The following is a 21,687-nucleotide window of genomic DNA, read 5'->3' on the forward strand; positions in this document are numbered from 1 at the left end:
CATCATAATAGACGGAAATAAGTTTGTCAATAGAAAAAGTTTCTTGTCAATATGTTGAAAAAACAATAAATATGTGTATAATTGTAAGCGAATGCACAATTTGTTTAAGAGGAATTGAGGAGGAAATGATGAAATTAAGTAAACGACAAGAGCAAATTATCGCTGTTGTAAAAGAGCATCAGCCAGTTAGTGGTGAACGCATTTCGGACATACTAGCCGTTTCACGTGCGACATTGCGTTCTGATTTGTCTTTTTTAACACTTTCAGGAATTTTAAAAGCAAGTCCGAAAGTTGGGTATACTTACGAAAGTGATAATATGGAGGCTTTTTTCTTTTTTGACGTTTTTCAAACAAAAGTTCAGGAGATCATGAGTCCACCATTGATGGTTGCCCAAGACACCTCAATTCGAGATGCGATTACCAACTTGTTTATGTATGATGTCGGTTCTCTTTATGTCATGGATGAAGCAAAAGAATTATTAGGGGTTTTGTCACGAAAAGATTTATTACGGGCCTCTTTAAATACAAATATTGATGGCACACCTGTTGCTGTTTGTATGACAAGAGTGCCACATGTGAAAACCTGCACACCAGAATTTACTATTCTTGAAGCTGCTGACACTTTGCAAAAATACGAAGTGGATTCTTTGCCAGTCGTTGAAAAAGAAAATCCTAAAAAAGTTATTGGAAAAATTACGAAAACGAAAATTTTAACCTATATTACGCAACAAGCGAAAGAAGCCGCACAAAATAGATAAGGGAGCTTAATTATGAAAAAAGAGATCATTGTTTATACTATTTCCGATTCACTTGGAGAAACATCACAAAAATTGTTAGCTGCAGCAAGCGCACAATATCCAGATATTTCTTTTCTTAATCGATACAATTTTTCTTTTGTCACAACAGAAGAAGAATTATTGGAGATTTTAAAAGATGCCTTAAAAGATAAAGCCTTAGTTGTCAGTACATTAGTCAGTAAACAACTAATCACAGCGGCGAAAGAATTTAGTGAACGAACAGGGTTGTTATATTTAGATTTAATGGCGCCATTTTTTGAATTAATTCAAGCGAAAGCCGGAGTAGATCCTATTGAAGAGCCTGGACGACGCCATCAACTAGATCGTGCTTACTTTGATAAAATCTCAGCGATTGAATTTGCTGTAAAATATGATGATGGTAAAAATCCTCAAGGGTTTCTTGATTCTGATATATTGTTGTTAGGCGTTTCGCGGACCTCAAAAACGCCAGTCAGTATGTATTTAGCAAATCAAGGCTACCGCGTTTCTAACTTACCATTAATTCCAGAAGTTCCATTGCCGCCAATTTTGGAAGAAATGGATCCACAAAAAATGATTGGTTTAGTTTGTTCGCCAGAAATATTAGGACAGATTCGTAGCAGTCGGTTGGCTTCCTTAGGTTTAGGTAATGAGACCAGTTATACCAATGTTGAACGGATTGAACAAGAATTAGCTTATGCTGAAGAAATTTTTGCGAAGTATGGCATCCCAGTGATTGATGTAACCGCAAAATCTGTCGAAGAAACAGCCTTTTTAATTAAAGAAAAACTAGATGAAAGAAATTAAAAAGCTTGGCAACCTCACTAAATTTCAGTGAAGTTGCCAAGCTTTTTATACTTAATTGGGATTCTTTTTGTTAGTCAATATTTTTTTGATCGACAATGAGTAAAGCAATCATCACGTAGACAATCCAGCTACTTTTAGAATAAAGTGTATAGCGTGGTTGCCATTTGCTAGCAAATTTTTCCTTGTATTCGCGTAATCCTTGGAAGGAGTAAATTTCTGAACCAAATTCATAAATTAACGCAGCAATCCGTTCTTGAATAAAACTTTTTCTTGATTGACCAACGTTGGCTAACGGAGCCATCCCTAAATTGAAATAATGAATATTTTCTGTTTTCATATATTCAAATAAATGAATAAATAGGAAATCCATACTTCCAGAAGGGGCTTTTTCTTTATGGTGACGCATCAAGTCGATGGTACCAACTTCATTTGTGTAACTAGGAATGATATTAGCGAAAGAGACCATTTCTCCTTCGGCATTTCGGACAACAGCAATTGGGTTTCTTTGAAGATACGCTTCATCGAAAAATCCTAGTGAAAAGCCTTTTTCTTTTCGATTGTCTAACCAACTATCCGAAATAGCTTTTAATTCGTGCATTTGTTCGGCACTAAAAGGAGGTTGGAGTACGTCAAATGAATAGCCGGCTTTGGTAATTTTATTAAACACTGCGCGGGTACCTTTGAATTTTTTCCCAGACATCGTAAATGTTTCTAGATTAACTAAGGCTTCTTCGCCCATTTTGATAAATTCGTAGCCGTATTCGTGTAGTAACATCACGCTGTCCTCATTGGTTTCGTAAAAGACGGGTACATAGCCGAAACGATCTGTTTCTTTAAGGAATGCATCAATCGCCGCAGGAAAATCTTCTTTGTTCCCAGAAGGGTTGCCCATCACAACGCATTTATTATTAATGGTGTTGAATTGTAAAAAGACAGTCGGTTCTTCTTTGGGATATAAGAAAACCTGTTTATCATGAAGAAAGACAAGTTCACTGTCAATATTCCCGCCATAAGTTGTTAAGATATTATGCAAGATACTATCTTCTGGAAACTCACCCACTTGGTGTTTTTTCCCTTGGAGGTAGCGAACAAATAGAAAGTTAAAACTCATAACTAAGAGGATAGCGATAAATCCTGACAACCAGATCCGTTCGGAAGGGAACAAGAAAAATTCCACAAAATGATGACGATGGTGTGGGAAGTTCGGTAAATTATAAACACCAATTACCAGGTATAACAAAGTCAACAAGCCAAAGATAAACCCATCAATCGTCATCCACTCCCAAGAGTAAACCAGTTGTTCACGGTACAATTCTGATTTTGAAAAAATAACGATAAATAATAAAATAGCTAAATAGAAAATGGAAAACATACTAAAGTCAACAACAAATGAATACAAGATAGCACCAATTAATAAAATAATCGTTGGATAATAGGCTCTTTTAACACGATCAGCAATCCCACGTCCCATAATTAATAATGCAAAGCCTAAAACAATACTCGGAATTTGAATAATAATATGTGAACGGAAGGGGTTAATATCTCTTAACCAATGCACTTGAGTGAAGGCTTCTGGAATAGTGGCTAGGAGCACCATCATAATTCCTGAAAAATAAAGTAAAACCACTTCCAGCTTGTGGGCAATTTCCAAAGTAATTTGTTTTAGCAGTTGACGATAATGAGTATCCAACTTTTGGCTTAAGTGTTTTGTAAAGAACAAACAGCCAATTAAGAAAGGAATAATATAATAGAATAAACGATAGAGCAATAACCACAAAACAATAATTTCACGATCGACACCTAAGTTGCTCAGTCCTAAAATCATCATGACATCAAAACTACCTAAAGCCCCTGGAATCATCGAAGCAATCCCAATAATCGAAGCTGCTACATATAAAGGAACAATATCAATTAAAGGAATCGGTACATCTAATAAGTAACCAATACTGATAAAGGTAATTAAAACACCTGTCCATTCTAAAAACGAAGAAACAACTAAAGATAAGCGATTTTTTGCATCGAGGTTACCAAAGGAACTATTTTTTTGGAAATGTAAAATAAGATAAAGTAATGGGAAATAAAGACCGCCACCTAATAACCAAATCCAATATTGCTGTAAATAAGCCATCTTTGGATCAAACTGAACAAGGAAAAAGCAAAGAATACTATAAATAGATAGACCGGATAACACAAAAAGTAAAATATGGGTTAACGCAGGTAAAATTTTCTTTTCCTCTGTTTTATTTCCATAAAATTCAGAACGAAGTCCCATGCTGACCAAACCACCGAATCCACCAATATTATTGATGGTATTGACAATCCAGCTAGATTCAAGGAGTTCCCGTTTTGAGACTTTCAAGTTTAAAATGCGATTTAATGTTAAGTCATAATTTAGCATCGGAGTAACGGAAACTAAACCGATAACCATCATCAATAACAATTTCCATAGCGGAATCTCATCAAAAATCTGTTTTAACTGTTCAAATGAGATCGTTTTACCAATTGATAAAAGTTGGGCAACAACAATAATTGAGACCGCAATAACAAACAGTGTTTTTAGTAATCCTGTATGCGTTTTGATCCAATGAATAATTTGTTTCATTTAGACACCTTCATTTCCTTTAAGAATTTTTCGATTGTTTTATTAAAAATATCTGGTGAGTTTTTGGCAAATAAATGACCCTGTTTATTTACCAAGACCAATTTACCAGCAGGAATGGCATCAGCAATCGCCCGTGAATGGGAAAGCGCAATTAAATCTCGACTGCCAGTAATAACAAGAGTAGGACAGGGGATGTGTTCTAAATCTTGTTTTGTCAGTCCAGTATCTTCAAATAACAGAGCCACGATAGGGAGCCGTGCGCGCAATTTTTTTGAAAAAAAGGCGCCAATACGACAAAACCAATATTGAAAATAAGTGGCAATCGCTACATATTTTTTTAAACCAGACATGGTGACATTTCCAGAATTTAAGACGAGTTTGTTGACGAAATCAGGATATAAATGGGTAAAAACCATGGCAATATTTGCTCCGTCACTAAAGCCCAATAAATTAATTTTTGTTAAGTGTTCTTGTTGAATAATACCAGCTAAATCTTCTGCCAAAAGCGGAAAAGTTAATTGACTTTGTGTATTGGTGGAACGTCCATGTCCGCGTGTATCCACCGCAATAACTTGATACTCCTTGGAGAAATAAGAAATTTGATAATTAAAAAAAGTATGATCATTGCCATTACCATGAAGTAACACAAGGGGGTAATTTGTTTCTTTGCCAAAAATTTGATAAAAAATTTGACTGCCATCTATTGTTTGAAAATATTTTTCTATTGCCATTCTCCGTCACCTATCTCATCTATAATCAATCGAGTCCTCTCTCATTATAGAGTCTTTTGTCTTTTTTTTGTAATAAAAAACAGAAAATTTTCCGAACAGTTTTGTAAGGTGTTGTAATATAGTGTGATATAGTAGAAGATAGCCACCTAAAAAATTAGGCTAGAGGAGGAGAAGTTGATGTCTTTAATCGTTTTAATTGGTGCCCAAGCTGTCGGGAAAATGACCGTTGGCAAGGCTTTAGAAAAGCAGTTAGATGCTAAATTACTATTTAATCATCAAACCATTGACTTATTTGCAAACTATCTTGGGTATACGGAACGTGCGTTTCAATTGTCTGATTCCGTTAGAAAGGAACTTTTTCATGCCTTTGTAGAAAATCCAGCCACAAATACAACAAAAAACATTATTTTTACAGTGGTGATTGCTTTTGATCAAGAACAGGATTTTCAATTTTTAGAAGAAATATCAGAAATTTTTCTTAGTAAACATGAGTCCGTTTATTTCGTCGAACTCGTCTCTTCAACAGAAATCCGCCTAGAACGGAATGTTCATCCAGAGCGGCTAGAGGCAAAACCTTCAAAACGCGATGTCGACTTTTCTCGAAAAGAATTACTCAATACCTTTAAAGAACATCGATTAGTAAGCCACGAAGGTGAACTAGAAAGTACATTTCCAAATGTAAAAATAACGAAAATAAATAATTCAAACATGACACCAGAAGAAGTAGCAACGAAGATAATTACTACTTTTGGTTTGACATAATGTGAAAGGAACATCGGAATCAATGAAAAAGTTTTTTAAATATCTCGGTAGCTTGATGGTCCTTCTTCTAAGCATAGCTTTAATTTTGATAGGATATTTAACCTTCCGAGAGTTTCGACCGCGAGCGGTTGAACCAGTTGCTATAAATAAACAATTTTCAGAGCAAACCATCGAAAAAAAGCAATCCATTTCTTTAGTCACGTATAACATAGGCTATGCCGGCCTAGGACAAACAGAAGATTTTTTTATGGACGGTGGCAAAACTGTCCAACCAGTTAATAAGGCAATGGTCCAACAGAATTTAACAGGCATTAAAGAAACCTTAAAAGAATTACCAGCGATGATTTACTTATTCCAAGAAGTCGATCGTCGCTCGCAACGTTCTTATGAAGTCAATCAAGAGGAAGAATTACAAAAACAGCTACAGCTGAACAGCGCATTTGCTTATAATTTTAAGGTAGATTATGTGCCCATTCCTTGGCCGCCGATTGGACGAGTAGAAAGTGGTTTATTAACATTATCAAATGAAAAAATAACAGAGGCCAAACGCATTGCTTTACCCAATCCCTTTCGTTGGCCCGTTAGCATTAGTAACTTAAAACGAGCGCTTCTAGAAACGCGCTTTCCAATTAAAGGCACAGACAAAGAATTAGTGGTTTTTAACTTACATTTGGAAGCCTATGACAATGGGGAAGGGAAGATTGCTCAAAGCAAAAAGTTAGCTGAGGTATTATCCCAAGAATACGCTAAAGGAAACTATGTAATTGCTGGAGGTGACTTTAATCAAGTTTTCAAAGGCAGTCATCGATATCCTGACCTAGGGGAAGCTGGTTGGGCACCAGGAGAAATTGATCCAGCAGACTTACCTAAACATTTTTCACTTGCTTATGATGATCAACAGCCGACTGTGCGGGTGCTTAATAAGCCATACACTGGCTCCTATGAAACATCCCAAGTGTATGTAATTGATGGTTTTATTGTTTCTGATAATGTGGCTGTTCATAGCGTGAAAACAAAGGACGAACAATTTAAATATACAGATCACCAACCTGTGAAGATGGAAGTTGGGTTGAAATAAAAAAAGTACAAACGGTGCTTGTTGCTTGCACCGTTTGTACTTTTTATTTTACAGATAGCCTTTAGTAATAGAATGAGTGGAATTTAGCATATTTGCTGGGGTTCCTGTAAAAAGAAGCTGTCCGCCATTTTCTCCACCTTCGGGACCTAGTTCAATCAACCAGTCGGCACTTTTAATCACATCAATGTGATGTTCTAATAAAATCAAGCTGTTTCCTTCTTCTACCATTCGATTGAAAAGTTGAAGACTTTGTTGGATATCAATTAAGTGTAAACCATCTGTAGGTTCATCCATTAAATAGATAGCTTTTTTTTGGTGAAGTGTGTCTGCTAATTTTACCCTTTGCAATTCGCCACCAGATAATGTTGAGAGCGATTGATTGAGTTTAAGGTAGCCTAAGCCAACTTCCAGTAAATTTTTTAATGAAAGAGCAAAAGGCTGGTCTTTGAAAAAATCATAGCCATCTTTAACGCTTAAAGCTAGTACTTCAACGATATTTTTTCCGTTATACAGATAATGAAGCACCTCTTCTTTGTAACGCGTTCCGTGACAGGTTTCGCAAACACTAGTAACATCCTCCATAAAAGACATATCGGAGACAATTATTCCTTTCCCCTTGCAAGTAGGACAGGCGCCTTTGGAATTATAGCTAAATAAAGCTGGACTAACATGATTTTCTTCCGCAAACAGTTTGCGGACCTTATCAAAAATATTAAGATAGGTCATAGGTGTGGATCGTAAATTTGCGGTAATGCTTTTTTGTGAAAGATGAATAATTTCTTGGTTATCAGCTTGGGCTTTTTGATAAATTTCTTCCGCTAATGATGATTTACCTGAACCGGCGACCCCACAAATAACAGTCAAAACTCCTAACGGAACTTCGATAGATAGATTGTTTAAATTATGCAGTGTCGCATGTTCGATTGATAAAGACTTCCTTGCTTTTCTTGGTTGGTCGTTTAAAGGGAGCGGCTCTTGAAGCGCTTGACTAGTCAAGGTTTTGGAGGCTAAAAATGCGTCATACGTTCCTGAAAACTGGACATGGCCACCATTTTCGCCTGCGAAAGGTCCTATATCGATGATAAAATCAGCTTCTCTAATTAATTGTGGATTGTGTTCCACCAGAACCACGGTGTTTCCTTTATTTTTTAAATTGAGCAACGCACGACTGATCCGTTCGATGTCCTTTGGATGTAAGCCAGCACTTGGTTCATCTAAAATATACATAATATCGTTTAAGGCGCTGTTTACATACTTAGCAATTTTAATCCGCTGTGCTTCACCACCAGAAAGTGTTTCAGTTGCTCGTCCTAATGTGAGGTAGGAGAGACCGATATTAATTAATGCTTCTAGACGTACAAGTAGCTCTTCTTGAATATTTTTTATTAAGGAAAGGTCCATCGAACGAATAAAATAATGTAATTCAGTGAGTGGCATGTCAACAGCATCAGCAATACTTTTCTGATTAATTTTGCAGCTACGAACACGTTCATTGACTCTACTTCCTAAACAATCAGGACATCTTTTTACGGTAACAAAGTGATTAAGGTATTTTTGATGACGTTTGCCTTCGTCTGTATGCAATATGCTACGTTGCATGCGCGGGACGATTCCTTCATACAAAGCTGTATGAGGCCACTCTTTGGGTGGATTAGCTAGTTTTTGTTGTGGAGCATATAAAAATAATGCTAACTCTTCAGGAGAATAGTCCTTGATTTTTTTATCCAAATCAAATAGACCACTATGGGCATAACGCTTCCACCGCCAGTTGCCAACTGTAAATGTGGGGAAATCGATAGGCCCTTCGTTTAATGATTTGTCATAATCAACTAGCTGATGAAGATTGATTTCGGTAATCTTTCCTAAGCCATCGCATGTTGGACATTTTCCATCCGGATGATTAAACGAAAAAGTATCTGAATAACCAACAAATGGAGAACCTGCTCGTGAAAACAGCAAACGTAAAAATGTATAAATATCTGTGTACGTTCCCACTGTCGAACGAGAATTACCTGCTACTTTTTTCTGGTCAATGACAATTGCAACAGGAAGATTCTCGATTTTTTCAACTTCTGGACGACCATATTTGGGTAAGTAATTTTGAACAAACGAACTAAATGTATCATTTAGTTCACGACGTGATTCAGCGGCTAATGTGTCAAATACTAAGGAGGACTTTCCTGAACCCGAAAGTCCAGTAACAACAGTTAGTTGCTTTTTAGGGATATTGACAGAGATATTCTTCAAATTATTTTGTGTTGCGTGCTTAATTTCAATCCATTCCATTAAAAAACCTCCGTTTCTATTCTATTTTAGCATATAAAAAGAACCTAGCCTAAAAGTTGAACATGGGAATTTTCAAGAGAACTTTACTTTTTAATCGCTTTCATTTATGCTATAAGTAATACAGATTTTTTAACTGTATTAATAGATAAAGGATGTGACTTATGAAGAAGTCGATTTTGTTCAAAAAGTTAGGGATTATTTTATTAATTAGCCAAACACTGGTAGGGGTACCAATGTTGGCACAAGAAAGTATACTAGAAACAACCGTTCAAACAGAGACGGAATCAGTAACAACAGAAACCAGTCAGACTGTAGCTAACTTGGAATCTGAAACTACTAGCCAAACGGTGATGCAGGAAAAAGAATTCTCTTCGGCAATCGCCGAAAGCAGTAGCCGAAATGTGGTTGCAGTAACCACTGAAACCACAAATGAGATACAAAATAGTGATACAGATGTAAAAGCTGTTTCTGCAGAGAATGCTTTTTCAGAAGCAGATTATAAACAAGCAACTGCACTGGAGTTAGCAACTTTAGTAAGAGAAAAAAAGGTGACGAGCGAAGAATTAGTAAAAATTGCGTTGGCCATCACTAAACGTGAAAATCCTACATTAAATGCGGTCATTACTTTACGAGAAGAAGCGGCTTTGACAGAAGCAAAAGCTTTACAAGATACAGGTCAACCATTTCTAGGTGTGCCGCTCTTACTAAAAGGGTTAGGACAATCCTTGAAAGGTGAAAGCAACACGAACGGTTTTGGTTTTCTCCAAGATCAAGTAGCTGGTGGGACATCGACCTTTGTCAAAGCACTACAAAATGCCGGATTCATAATCATTGGTCAAACGAATTATCCAGAATTAGGTTGGAAGAATATTTCAGATTCAAAGTTATATGGCGTTTCCGTCAATCCATGGAATCCTAACCATTATTCAGGTGGTTCTTCAGGCGGAGCGGGTGCTAGTGTCGCCGCGGCATTTGTTCCCATTGCTTCTGGAAGTGATGCTGGTGGCTCTATCCGCATCCCTGCTTCTTGGACAGGCACCGTAGGCTTGAAACCTTCTAGAGGAGTAATCATTGGCAATTCTAATAGTGCAAAAGGTCAAACTGTTCACTTTGGTTTAAGTCGAACCGTGGCGGATACAAATGCATTATTTGAAACCTTATTAACCCAAAAAGATCTTCCTGCGGGACATTTAAGTCAAGCGCAACCCATTGCTTATACAACAGAATCCCCTGCCGGAACGCCTGTAAGTGCCGAAGCAAAAGAGGCGGTCGCTGAAGCTGTTGCTTTTTTAAAAGACCAAGGGTACACATTGGTTGAAGTGAAGCACCCTGTTGATGGGGAACGTTTAATGAAAAATTATTATACTGTAGCTGCTGGCTCAGCAGGAATTGCCGATTTTATGGCGCGGCAGAAATTGAAAAGACCGCTTGAACGAAATGATGTAGAACTGTTAACATGGGCGCTTTTTCAAACAGGAAAAAATATAACGAGTGAAGAGACAACTGCGGCTTGGACAGATATTGCTTTACAAGCACAAGCGATGGACGAATTTTATCAACAGTATCCTATCTTATTAACACCAACGACAGCTGCCACGGCACCTAGTATTGATAATCCGTTACTAAAACCAGAACATGCAGCACAGATGGAAAAAATTGATCAATTGTCACCAGCAGAACAAAAACAATTGATTTATGACCAATGGCTGACGGCGTTCACATATACACCGTTTACACAACAAGCAAATTTATTTGGACATCCAGCATTAAGTGTACCAACTTACGTTTCAAAAGAAGGACTGCCTTTGGGGATTCAATTTAATAGTGCATTAAATGAAGACCGAACATTGCTACAATTAGGTGCTTTATTTGAAAATAACCACAAGATAAATCAACCACATGTAGAAGAACCAGACAAAGACAAAGAGCCAGATGCAAGCGGCGAACCAGAAAAAGACAAAGAGCCAGATGCAAGTGGCGAACCAGATAAGGATAAAGAACCAGATGCAAGTGGCGAAGCAGACAAAGACAAAGAACCAGATGCAAGTGGCGAAGCAGACAAAGACAAAGAGCCAGATGCAAGTGGCGAAGCAGACAAAGACAAAGAGCCAAATGCAAGCGGCGAACCAGACAAAGACAAAGAGCCAGATGCAAGTGGCAAACCAGATAAAGACAAAGAAACAAAAACAAGTGAAGAACCAATCGAAGGAAAAAACCAAAACCCAGACAAAGCTGGAAAAACTACTAGTGAGTCATCCTTAGATAATTCGCTGAATTCATCAGCAAATCAGGGAACCAAATCAACAGAAAGTACGCATGCTTTTTCTGATAAAAATATGATTGGGAAAAAAGAACAGCTTCCCAAAAAAGTATTACCAAAAGCAGGTGCAGAAGTACCTAGTACTTTCTGGATTGTTTTAGGAGGAGCTTTCTTAGTAACGAGTGGAACGATTTATATAAGGAAAACTAGAAAATGATAACCAGTCAAGGCTAGAGACAATTTATCCCCAATTGTCTCCAGCCTTTTTTCTTTGGTATACTAAAACCAATAGGGAAATGGAGGCGAAAGTAATGAGGGCGTTTGAGAAGATTCCAGCGTTTCAGCAATGGCAAAAAGTTGAAGCTATTCACCGTGGTTGGTCAACTGATTTAAAGTTTAAAGTTACCAAAAATCAAGAAACCTTTTTATTGCGAATTTTTCAACAAGAAGAGTTATTAGCCAAACAACAAGAATATCAATTTATCAAAAAAGTAGCGGCGTTAGGATTTCCCAGTTCTAAACCTTTTTTATGTGCACCTATTCCTGAAAGTGAACAAGGATACATGTTATTAACGTATCTAGAAGGTGAAGACTTAAGCGATGTTTTACCCGCTCTTTCTCCCAAAAGACAACTGAACTTTTAGGCGTAGAGTCAGGCCGCTATTTAAACAAAATCCATAAGCTTTTGTTGCCCGAAAGGATTAGTCAAAGAGAGATTGCGCAAAATTTATACGAAAAAAAGCAGAGCCAACTAAATAAGTATAAGGAATCTCAATTTTGTATGCCGTACCAGCAGCCAATAATTTCATATTTAGAAAAACAATTACCGTTATTGCAACAACGGCCTGTAGTTTATCAGCATGGAGATTTCCATGCAGGAAATTTTATTTACTTGCCAACTAGGCAGGTCGGTGTGATTGATTTTAATCGATGGGATTTTGGGGATCCTTATGAAGAATTTTACAAGTTACAATTTTTTTCAAGAAATGTTTCGTCATTGTTTGCTTATGGTCAATTACAAGGTTATTTTGCTGGGAAAGTTCCTACCTTATTTTGGCAGTTTCAAAAGCTTTATACTTTTCACGCAGGACTCTATTCTTTAGTTTGGGCACTGAGCTTTGGTGAAAAAGAAATCAGGACTATGGAACAGCAATACCAACAATTACTAGTTCCCAAATGGTTTTCAACTATCCAAAGAAAGGGATTGAGATTTTAGGTTTATTTCGATAGAATAAAAATAAAAACAGGAGTTTAAGGAATGAAACTAAACGGGATTATTATGATAGCGGTTGTTGGAAGCGTTTTATCTAGCTGTGGTTGGCAAAAATCGAAAGAGGAATCACAGAAAGTACAAACCGTACAAACAAACAATGTAAATACTGAAGAAACAAGAGCAATTTCAGCAACCGAAGTTAGTCAAACCACGGCGTTGGAATTAGAGCAAACAACGCAAACACAAGAATTAACTGAATTAGTTACAGAAGAAGGGACGATTTGGAATCAGCAAAAAGCAAAACAGTTAGGACAATACATGGAAACCTGGGGTCAAGAACGCAATCAGAACTATCAAGCGTACCAACCAGGTCACTCTGTAGCTTTTTACACGATTCAAGTGCCTGATGATTTATTGAGTTATGAACCTAAAATACAACCAGCTATTGGGAACAATCCCATTTGGTTAAATTGGTCAGAAACAGGCAGCGAAGGGGGTTATTGTCTGGTGGCAGTATACTCTGACAGTGCGACACAAGTTGCCCAGAAGCATGTCTATTTATTTACTTTAGTGAATGGTGAAGCCAAAGTCTATGTGAGTAAAGAACAGCCAGTAGAGGAGCAACCTTATTTGTTTTTAAAAGAAACAAGTAATACAGAACTGAAAGAACAATTCACAAACCTTGTGAATAATCTTTAATTTTTTATTTAATCAAAAGGAAAAGAAGATTTATCATTGACAAAGTATCCGCTTTCATTTTATTCTGTAGCTACCCCTTGGGAAAGGGCAAAAGGAAGTTTTGAAAGGGATGGAAGAAAAAATGAAGGAAACAAGTTTAGTAATTATTAAGCCAGATGGCGTTGAACGAAAGTTAGTTGGCAAAATCATTCAACGTTTTGAAGATAAAGGTATTGACTTATTGCACCTTAAATTCGAACGACTAACAGTAGAAACAGTGAAGGAACACTATGAGCATTTAAAAGATGAACTATTTTTCCCTGAATTATTAGCCTATATGACAAGTGGCCCAGTGGTTGTGATGGTCGTTGTAGGGGACAATGTGGTTAAAAAAGTGCGTAAATTAGTTGGAGCAACGAATCCGTTAGATGCTGAAAGTGGCACCTTACGAGCGGATTATGGGTTGTCTGTCACCAAAAATTTAATCCATGCTTCTGATTCTGTTCAATCAGCAAAAATTGAGATGCAACGGTTCTTTGGTTAATCAGCAAAAAAGAAGCAATCCTTTATTTTTTATAAAGGATTGTTTCTTTTTTATTAATTGTCAGAATATTCCGCTTAAATGGTTGACATCTGGAGGTAGAAGAGTAGTATAGACTACATACTAAATACTAAATGACTGCGTGTGCTTCAGGAGGATAAAATGATAACAAGTGATGAATTGACAGAAAACCTTAGTCCGTTTGAATTAAGTCTATTTTTAGAGAAGAAATTACATGAAGAAAATCATAATTTAGAAACATTGTTAAATGCAGGGCGAGGCAATCCTAATTGGACGGCGCCAACACCAAGGGAAGCCTTTTTTTTATTAGGTCAATTTGCTACAAAAGAAACGTTAAGAGAGGGGAGCGAACAAACGGCTGGTATGATTCAGCCAAGTTTTGGTAGAACGCAACGCTTCTTAAACTTTTTAGCAGAAAATCCTAGCAAAGGGGCAACCTTCTTACAAGAAATTTGGACAGCAGAGCATAACTATTTTGGGATGGATAAGGAAATGTGGTTAGATGCCATGTTAGACTATGTGATTGGGGATAATTATCCGAATCCTGTTCGTTGCTTGAAGGCGTGTGAACAACCGATTAAAGCATATTTAAATCAAGAATTATTTTCCAGCGAAGCACAACCGTTTGATATTTTTGCCGTTGAAGGTGGTACAGCAGGGATTTGTTACTTGTTTGATACGTTGGCAAATAATTATTTACTAGAAAAAGGTGATCGTATTGCGTTGTTATTACCAACGTTTGCTCCTTATCTAGAAATTCCAGAACTACCACGTTATGATTTTGACGTGGTTAAAATCAAAGCAGAGCAAATGATTATTGATGGAAAAACGACGTATCAATACTCAAACAAGGAAATTGATAAACTAAAAGACCCGTCCATCAAAGCGGTTTTTGTCGTAAATCCCAGCAATCCAACTGCTAATGCTATGGGAAAACCTACCATTGAACAAATCAAACAAATCGTTGCAGTGGATAACCCTAAGTTAATGATTTTAACAGATGACGTTTACGGAACCTTTGTGCCAGCTTTCCGTTCACTATTTACGGAGTTACCTTACAATACAGCCTGTATCTATTCTTATTCTAAATACTTTGGCGCTACCGGTTGGCGTGTGGGGACTATTGCGGTCAGTCAAGAGAACATCTTTGATCAATTATTAAAAGAATTGCCAGTGGCTCGAAAAATGGAATTACAGGCACGTTATGCTACATTGAATGCAGACACAAGCCAAATTAACTTTATCAGCCGCTTAGTTGCAGACAGCCGCGATATTGCGTTGAACCATGCAGCGGGACTTTCTTCTATTCAGCAAGCGATGATGGCTTTATTTAGTTTGTATGCTTTGTTAAAAGACGGTCAAGCATATAAAGACGAAGTGATGGATATCTGTCATACGCGTGAAAAGCTCTTGTTCCGCACCTTAGGCATTGAAGAGCCTTTAGCAAGTTTAAATACAGCATACTATTGTGAAATTAACTTTAGAGATTGGACAGAAAAACGTTATGGCCCAGAATTTTCAAGTTATTTAACGAAATCGTGGACGATCACAAAAGTATTAACTTCGTTAGCAGAAAAAGAAAAATTAATGCTTTTAAAAGCGGATGCTTTCGGGAGTGACAAATGGTCAGTTCGAATTTCTTTAGCCAATTTAGCTACTAACCAATATAGTGAAGTTGGTAAACGAATGATTCGCCTATCTGAACACATTAAAGAAGAGTGGTTGCGCCAAAAGCGCCAAGCAATTAAATAAAAAAACGCTAAGTCTCTTAAGCTGCAAGAGGCTTAGCGTTTTTGTTTATTATTTATTCATTTTTCCGTCAGTTTTGGTTTATAAATGTTTGCTACACTGGAGATAAGAGGAAATTAAGCGTTTATAAAAAGGAGAGAAGTGAATGAAACATATTAAAGGAATGTTGGTTTTTATCGGATTATTTATTTTGGTTGGTTGTGCGCCAGATCAAGAGTCAACGAAACAAACAACAAGTGGACCGCAAGAGACAAAGCAAGTGAAGCAAGTTACCGTCACCAATCAAACGACTTCTGCGGTGGAAAAACAAGCGCCGACTAAAAATGACGAACTGATTGCTAATCAATTGACTTTTGATTCTCATGAATACACTTACGAAGTGGTTACAGGGGCCACACAAACGACATTTGGGACAACCCCACCAGCAAAATATACACCAGAAGAAAAAAAGGAAAAAATGTTTTGGTCCAATCAACCGCCTTTGGGATTAATGACGGGTAACTATTATAAAAATGAAGGTGTATTTACCGGCGGAAATTACGGCATTGTAGAGATTATTACGGAACCTGAAACGCAAAGGATTCTGAATGTTGAGTTTACAGAGTTTGCTAGTGATCCTTATTATGATACACGCTATTCGGGTGTCAACAAACGCCTGTCGGATTATCCTGAATTTCAAGCAAGCAACACGCGCACAGACGATACGTTAGTCACCGTTGTTAATGGTATTACTTATGTAGAAAAACAAATGCGTGACGAAAATCGTGTCACAGGTAATTTTTATACGGTACGCGGTTCATCAACTTCTGCGCGTGAAGGATTAATGCCTTTAGCAGCAGAGATGGACACTTGGCTAAAAGAGCCAGCGAAAGAAACGTATATCAGTTACACAGAAGATTTAGGCAATGGCCTAATCGCTCGACTTCAAGTGATAACAGAAGAGCAGAAAATAAAACATGTCAGCTATGATGAATACTTTTCAGATGAACAGGAAAAAATCACAGAAACAGCTCTGCGGCCTTTTTATCGTCAATCGAAATATTATTCACCAGGATACAATAAACAAACCAACAATTCTTTTATTCATTTTGTAGATGCACTAACAAAGGCCATTACGACACAACAAACTTTATCCGTTAACGAAGAACAAGAGCTACAGCATCCGTCTTTTACTACTTATCAAAGATTGGCTGAAAAAATCAGCACGTTTCAAAATTCATTGAAGGAATAAGAAAAACGAAAGTAGGGCACAAGTCGTTTCGACTTATGCCCTACTTTTGTAATCTTAAGATTATCAGCTAAACCAAAGTGAGTTCTTTTTAAAGAAATACTTTTATTTTAGCCTTTTATAGATCTAAATAATTTTCTAAGTAATCTGCTAAACCATCTTGATCATTTGTTTTTTCAGTGACATCGTTGGCTACGGATTTAATTTTATCCGTGGCATTGTTCATAGCAACACCCCAACCAGCATAACTTAACATTTCTTCGTCATTATGTTCATCGCCAAAAGCAATGATATCAGCTGGTTTGACAGATAAAAAGTTCGCCACTTGATCAACGCCATGGGCTTTTTGAATTCCTTTTGCGACCATTTCTAAAATAGGCATTGGACCGCCCCAAGTGCGGACATCAATATAATCACCATATTGTTTTGTCAATGTATCAGCAACTTTTTCAGCTTGGTTTGGTGTGGTCCGAACCATCATTGAGGTAGGATTTGTTCGTAAATTTTTAGCAGTAAGTAAATTATCTAAGGTTGCTTTGGAAGCAAAAAATTTCGGATCGAACCCATCTAACGTATCGATATAAAATGTTTCTTTGTTTTCAGCAGCAACAAAATCTAATTGTAATTCTTTTTTCTGTGCCAAAATGTCAAAGACTAGGTCACGCTCAATATTGGCTTCGCTTTCCAAGTCCCATTTTTTCTCTGGAATGTGGACTAAAGCGCCGTTAAAGTTAACCATAGGGGTCGTTAGGCCAAGTTGTTGGTAAAATTGATGACTCATTCTATAGGGACGTCCAGTGGCAATACTGACGTAATGACCGTTGTCAATCGCTTTTTTTAGTGTTTGTTCGGTTTTTGGACTGATTAAAGACTGTGCATTTAATGTTGTGCCGTCTAAATCAATAGCAATTAATTTTTTCAAGTAAAAATTCCTCCTAAATGCCTTTTACTCAGTCTAGCATAAAACCGAAGATTATCAAGGGGAGAAGCATGTTCATTTATAAGGTTTAAAAAAAAGCTTAAGAAGTATGCTACACTAAAATAAACCGTTTGAAAAAGGAGCGCAGAGCATCTTGAAAAATTCTAGAAATTATTTACGAGTGATCACCTTAATCTATTGTATCTATATGTGGTTATTTGCTACGCATTTTCATTTTATGGCGTTGAACGTGTTGTTAGCCTATATTCCAATTGAACTTAGTTATCTTTTAAACGCAGAAAAACGTAAAAGGGATTGGTTGATAGGTTTTGCTTGGTTAATTTTTTATCCTAATGCGCCGTACCTATTTACGGATTTTTTTCATTTAGAAACGCTATCTATTTATCGAGGCTTTAATACGATTTTTGCAAACCAAATTGGTGATTGGTGGGCGTTTGTTTGCTTAACCAGCGGGATTGTTATATATGGACTTTTAGGGATGAAAACAGTAACAACTGTTAGTCAGAAATTGCAAAGTTATTGTGACTATAGAACAATTGTAGTCTTTCAAGCCAGCCTTCATTTCTTGTCTGCTTTGGCGATTTATGTTGGACGTTTTGATCGATTACACAGTGTCTATCTTTTTATGAGTCCAATTGAAACAGTGAAAATTATCTTTTTTGACTGGTCCCTTCAAAAATTAATGTTTATTTTATTAATGATGTTTCTACAGATGCTGTTGTTTGGGCTAATCCAATTATTAGGAAAAGAAGAAGCAATGTAAAGCTTTTTCTTTTTTTTATATCTGTAAAACACGAACATTATATAGAAAAATATATATAATAGTTAATATTTCGTTGTAAAAAGATAGCGATTCTCTTATAATCAAAGAGTAATTATTCGAAAACATGGATTTTAAGGGAGAGAAGTGCAATTATGAATACGTTTTTCAAATTAAAGGAAAACAAGACAACGGTATCAACTGAAATAATGGCAGGGGTTACGACCTTTTTTGCAATGAGTTATATTTTATTTGTTAATCCGTCCATTCTTTCAGAAACAGGGATGCCTTTTCAGGCTGTTTTTTTAGCGACCATTATTGCTTCAATCATCGGTACATTAATTATGGGGCTGTTTGCTAATGTACCTTACGCTCAAGCACCGGGGATGGGACTCAATGCTTTCTTCACGTTTACGGTCGTTTTTGGGATGGGGTATACATGGCAACAAGCATTAGCAATGGTTTTTATTTGTGGTTTGATTAATATTTTGATTACAGTGACAAAAATTCGCAAAATGATTATTAAAGCAATTCCAGAGAGTTTACAACATGCTATTGGTGGTGGGATTGGAATTTTTGTCGCTTATGTAGGGTTGAAAAATGCTGGCTTACTAAGTTTCACAGTACAAGCAGAACCTCAAAATGGTGTTGTGAATGGTTCGAGTATCGTGCCCGCTTTAGGAAATTTTGATAATCCAGCCATTATTTTGGCGGTAATTGGGTTAGTTTTAACAACGATTTTAGTTGTCACGAATGTTCGTGGGGCTATTTTAATTGGCATTGTGGTTACTACGTTAGTCGCAATTCCAATGGGGGTGGTAGACACTGCTTCGGTTGATTGGCATGCTAATTCGTTGGGCAATTCATTTAAAGAATTAGGTACAACATTTGGCGCTGCTTTTGGTGCTGAGGGCTTACAGTCATTGTTTAGCGATTCTTCAAAAATTCCTCAAGTTTTAATGACCATTATTGCCTTCAGTTTATCAGATACGTTTGATACAATTGGAACATTTATCGGTACGGGACGTCGAACAGGGATTTTCTCTAAAGAAGATGAATTAGCTTTAGAAGATAGTAAGGGTTTCAGCACTAAAATGGACAAAGCTCTATTTGCAGATGCTATTGCAACATCTATCGGTGCGATTTTTGGTACATCGAATACGACAACTTATGTAGAAAGTGCAGCAGGAATCGGTGCGGGTGGTCGAACAGGTTTGACATCGGTAGTGGTAGCAATTCTATTTGCCCTAAGTAGTCTTTTTTCACCACTTATTGCTATTGTGCCAGCACAAGCTACGGCTCCAGCGTTAATTTTAGTGGGAATTATGATGTTAGCTTCTTTCAAAGACATCAATTGGACGGATTTAGAAGATGCGATTCCAGCATTTTTTGCTTCAATTTTCATGGGATTATGTTATAGCATCTCTTATGGGATTGCTGCTGGGTTCATCTTTTATGCAGTGGTGAAAGTAGTCAAAGGAAAAGCCAAAGAAGTTTCACCAATTATTTGGGTCATTGATGCGTTGTTTATCTTAAACTTTGTAATCTTAGCTATTTTATAGTAAACAGAAGTGAGGCTGAGATAACAGCGGTTAGCTTCGAAGGTGTTGCATTTGTTCAGCTATTTATCTTAAGCCCAAGTGTTAAGAAGTCTGGCAGATTGGTCGTTTTGGCCGGTCTGCCAGACTTTTTTTAAAAGAATTTTCTTTTGAGAGATTCACTCTTTTAGAGTATAGTGGTAGGTGAAGAGGTGATAAGGTGGATAAAAGTATGAAAATAAAATGGAAGCAGAATTTGTTAGTCGCATGGATTGGTTGCTTTTTTACAGGGGCGAGTATTAGCTTAGTTATGCCGTTTATTCCAGTATATGTTGAACAATTAGGGACGCCTAAGAGTCAAGTAGAGTTGTTTTCTGGATTGGCAATTTCTGTCACGGCGTTTGCTGCTGCGATTGTTGCACCGATTTGGGGAAATTTAGCTGATCGAAAAGGTCGGAAAATTATGATGATTCGGGCTGCAGCAGGAATGACGATCACAATGGGGGCGTTAGCGTTTGTCCCTAATGTATACTGGCTGTTGATTATGCGTTTTATGAACGGGATTTTATCCGGCTATATTCCTAACGCAACAGCGATGATTGCGTCGCAGGCGCCAAAAGAGAAAAATGGCTGGGCTCTAGGAACATTATCAACAGGTGCAATTGCTGGGACGTTAATTGCGCCATCGATTGGCGGTGCGTTGGCACAGTGGTTTGGAATGGAAAATGTCTTTATTATTACCGGCGTTATTTTATTCATTACAACGTTGTTGACTATCTTTTTAGTTAAAGAAGATTTTCAACCAGTTGAGAAAAAGGATTTATTAACGACGAAAGAAATTTTTAGTAAGATGGATCATGTTTCAGTATTGATTGGTTTGTTTGTGACTACGTTAATTTTACAATTAGGAATTACAAGTATCAGCCCAATCTTAACGCTATATATTCGATCTTTAAGTGGCGATACAGAGAATGTATTATTTGTTAGTGGTTTGATTGTTTCGATTGCCGGCGTTTCAGCAATTATTTCTTCTCCAACTTTGGGAAAAATTGGGGACCGCATTGGGAACCAAAAAGTTTTATTAGGCGGATTAATTCTTTCTTTTATTTGTTACATTCCCATGGCGTTTGTGCAAACACCTTTTCAGTTAGGTGTTTTACGATTCCTTTTAGGTTTTTCAACAGGTGCTTTAATGCCATCAATCAATACGTTAATTAGTAAAATAACGCCAACAGAGGGCGTAAGTAGAGTTTATAGTTACAATCAGATGTGTAGTAATTTCGGTCAAGTTTTAGGACCGATGGTAGGGTCGACTGTTGCCCATGGTTTTGGCTATTCTTCTGTTTTTCTGGTAACCGCTTGTTTCGTTTTAGGAAACATTGGGCTGTCCTTCTTTAATTTCCGAAAAGTTTTAAATAAAAAGCTCTAAACAGTTGAAAAGATAAAAAAACCAGTTACAATAACTTTAGTAACTGGTTTTTTCTTATTTAACAGGTTTGGTTTCTTTCGGTACTGCAAAGTGTGCAATTAATAAAATAATAACGGCTGTTGCCAACGATAGAATCGTTGTCATTTTAAAGTCGTATGAACCACCAGATAATGCACCGCCGATATATCCAACGACTTGGCCTAATGCGAAGGTCCAGAAAAATACAACAAGATAACGCATATGAGCACCTCTTTTCTAGCTCTTAGTTTAGCATATTTTCTTTAAAAG

17 protein-coding genes and 1 pseudogene are annotated in these 21,687 nt (G+C 37.0%); 13 read left to right on the forward strand and 5 right to left on the reverse strand.

Features of this window, described 5'->3' with window-relative positions:
* Positions 1-128: 128 nt before the first annotated feature.
* Together IGL48_RS03970 and IGL48_RS03975 are read left to right on the forward strand one after the other, a co-directional pair.
* On the forward strand, positions 129-758 hold the full coding sequence (locus tag IGL48_RS03970; RefSeq protein WP_002355926.1) for a helix-turn-helix transcriptional regulator: 630 nt from the start codon (positions 129-131) through the stop codon (positions 756-758).
* A 12-nt stretch (positions 759-770) separates the two neighbouring features.
* A complete protein-coding gene (locus tag IGL48_RS03975; protein WP_002366402.1) occupies positions 771-1,583 on the forward strand; it encodes a pyruvate, water dikinase regulatory protein in 813 nt (270 codons plus the stop codon).
* 70 nt (positions 1,584-1,653) lie between these two features.
* On the opposite strand, the gene mprF is transcribed toward IGL48_RS03975, so the two are convergent.
* Positions 1,654-4,185: a bifunctional lysylphosphatidylglycerol flippase/synthetase MprF gene (mprF, locus tag IGL48_RS03980; protein ID WP_002358907.1), complete on the reverse strand. Its 2,532-nt coding sequence runs from the start codon at positions 4,183-4,185 to the stop codon at positions 1,654-1,656.
* The gene (locus tag IGL48_RS03985; RefSeq protein WP_048949408.1) at positions 4,182-4,916 is read right to left on the reverse strand and encodes an alpha/beta fold hydrolase; all 735 of its coding nucleotides are present in this window, start codon (positions 4,914-4,916) and stop codon (positions 4,182-4,184) included. Before IGL48_RS03985 ends, mprF begins: the two co-directional genes overlap by 4 nt.
* A 177-nt stretch (positions 4,917-5,093) precedes the next feature.
* Between IGL48_RS03985 and IGL48_RS03990 the strand changes: the two genes are divergently transcribed.
* Positions 5,094-5,678, forward strand: coding sequence for a hypothetical protein (locus IGL48_RS03990; RefSeq protein WP_048949409.1), 585 nt, complete (start codon positions 5,094-5,096; stop codon positions 5,676-5,678).
* A 22-nt stretch (positions 5,679-5,700) separates the two neighbouring features.
* Positions 5,701-6,756 (forward strand): endonuclease/exonuclease/phosphatase family protein, encoded by a 1,056-nt coding sequence (locus tag IGL48_RS03995; protein WP_010824497.1) that lies wholly within the window; start codon positions 5,701-5,703, stop codon positions 6,754-6,756.
* A 48-nt stretch (positions 6,757-6,804) separates the two neighbouring features.
* Here IGL48_RS03995 and IGL48_RS04000 read toward each other — a convergent pair whose 3' ends face one another.
* A complete protein-coding gene (locus IGL48_RS04000) occupies positions 6,805-9,042 on the reverse strand; it encodes an ATP-binding cassette domain-containing protein (RefSeq protein WP_113825994.1) in 2,238 nt (745 codons plus the stop codon).
* Between the two features lie 161 nt (positions 9,043-9,203).
* On the opposite strand from IGL48_RS04000, the gene IGL48_RS04005 reads away from it, so the two are divergent.
* The 6 genes and pseudogenes from IGL48_RS04005 to IGL48_RS04030 all read left to right on the forward strand — a co-directional run bounded on the left by IGL48_RS04005 (position 9,204) and on the right by IGL48_RS04030 (position 16,735).
* Entirely contained in the window at positions 9,204-11,519 is a 2,316-nt protein-coding gene (locus tag IGL48_RS04005; protein WP_048949410.1) for an amidase family protein, read from the forward strand.
* A 79-nt stretch (positions 11,520-11,598) separates the two neighbouring features.
* Positions 11,599-12,518: pseudogene (locus IGL48_RS04010) on the forward strand (aminoglycoside phosphotransferase family protein).
* A 42-nt stretch (positions 12,519-12,560) separates the two neighbouring features.
* Positions 12,561-13,214 carry a DUF4767 domain-containing protein gene (locus tag IGL48_RS04015; RefSeq protein ID WP_002376227.1) on the forward strand — a complete coding sequence of 218 codons (654 nt, stop codon included), beginning with the start codon at positions 12,561-12,563 and terminating at the stop codon, positions 13,212-13,214.
* A gap of 109 nt (positions 13,215-13,323) precedes the next feature.
* Positions 13,324-13,737: a nucleoside-diphosphate kinase gene (gene ndk, locus IGL48_RS04020; protein WP_002383435.1), complete on the forward strand. Its 414-nt coding sequence runs from the start codon at positions 13,324-13,326 to the stop codon at positions 13,735-13,737.
* Positions 13,738-13,896: 159 nt separating this feature from the next.
* Positions 13,897-15,507 carry an aspartate 4-decarboxylase gene (aspD, locus tag IGL48_RS04025; protein ID WP_002355939.1) on the forward strand — a complete coding sequence of 537 codons (1,611 nt, stop codon included), beginning with the start codon at positions 13,897-13,899 and terminating at the stop codon, positions 15,505-15,507.
* Between the two features lie 142 nt (positions 15,508-15,649).
* The gene (locus IGL48_RS04030) at positions 15,650-16,735 is read left to right on the forward strand and encodes a hypothetical protein (protein ID WP_010824501.1); all 1,086 of its coding nucleotides are present in this window, start codon (positions 15,650-15,652) and stop codon (positions 16,733-16,735) included.
* Positions 16,736-16,850: 115 nt separating this feature from the next.
* Here IGL48_RS04030 and IGL48_RS04035 read toward each other — a convergent pair whose 3' ends face one another.
* Positions 16,851-17,654 (reverse strand): Cof-type HAD-IIB family hydrolase, encoded by an 804-nt coding sequence (locus IGL48_RS04035; RefSeq protein ID WP_002355941.1) that lies wholly within the window; start codon positions 17,652-17,654, stop codon positions 16,851-16,853.
* Between the two features lie 205 nt (positions 17,655-17,859).
* Between IGL48_RS04035 and IGL48_RS04040 the strand changes: the two genes are divergently transcribed.
* The 3 genes from IGL48_RS04040 to IGL48_RS04050 all read left to right on the forward strand — a co-directional run bounded on the left by IGL48_RS04040 (position 17,860) and on the right by IGL48_RS04050 (position 21,399).
* The gene (locus tag IGL48_RS04040) at positions 17,860-18,435 is read left to right on the forward strand and encodes a DUF1361 domain-containing protein (protein ID WP_002386206.1); all 576 of its coding nucleotides are present in this window, start codon (positions 17,860-17,862) and stop codon (positions 18,433-18,435) included.
* A gap of 152 nt (positions 18,436-18,587) precedes the next feature.
* The gene (locus IGL48_RS04045; protein WP_002355943.1) at positions 18,588-19,994 is read left to right on the forward strand and encodes an NCS2 family permease; all 1,407 of its coding nucleotides are present in this window, start codon (positions 18,588-18,590) and stop codon (positions 19,992-19,994) included.
* Between the two features lie 208 nt (positions 19,995-20,202).
* On the forward strand, positions 20,203-21,399 hold the full coding sequence (locus tag IGL48_RS04050; protein ID WP_002381323.1) for a multidrug efflux MFS transporter: 1,197 nt from the start codon (positions 20,203-20,205) through the stop codon (positions 21,397-21,399).
* Between the two features lie 54 nt (positions 21,400-21,453).
* Here IGL48_RS04050 and IGL48_RS04055 read toward each other — a convergent pair whose 3' ends face one another.
* Positions 21,454-21,639 (reverse strand): YjzD family protein, encoded by a 186-nt coding sequence (locus IGL48_RS04055; RefSeq protein ID WP_002355945.1) that lies wholly within the window; start codon positions 21,637-21,639, stop codon positions 21,454-21,456.
* Between the last annotated feature and the right edge of the window lie 48 nt (positions 21,640-21,687).

The organism is Enterococcus sp. DIV1090, from assembly GCF_050537975.1.
GTDB lineage: Bacteria > Bacillota > Bacilli > Lactobacillales > Enterococcaceae > Enterococcus > Enterococcus faecalis.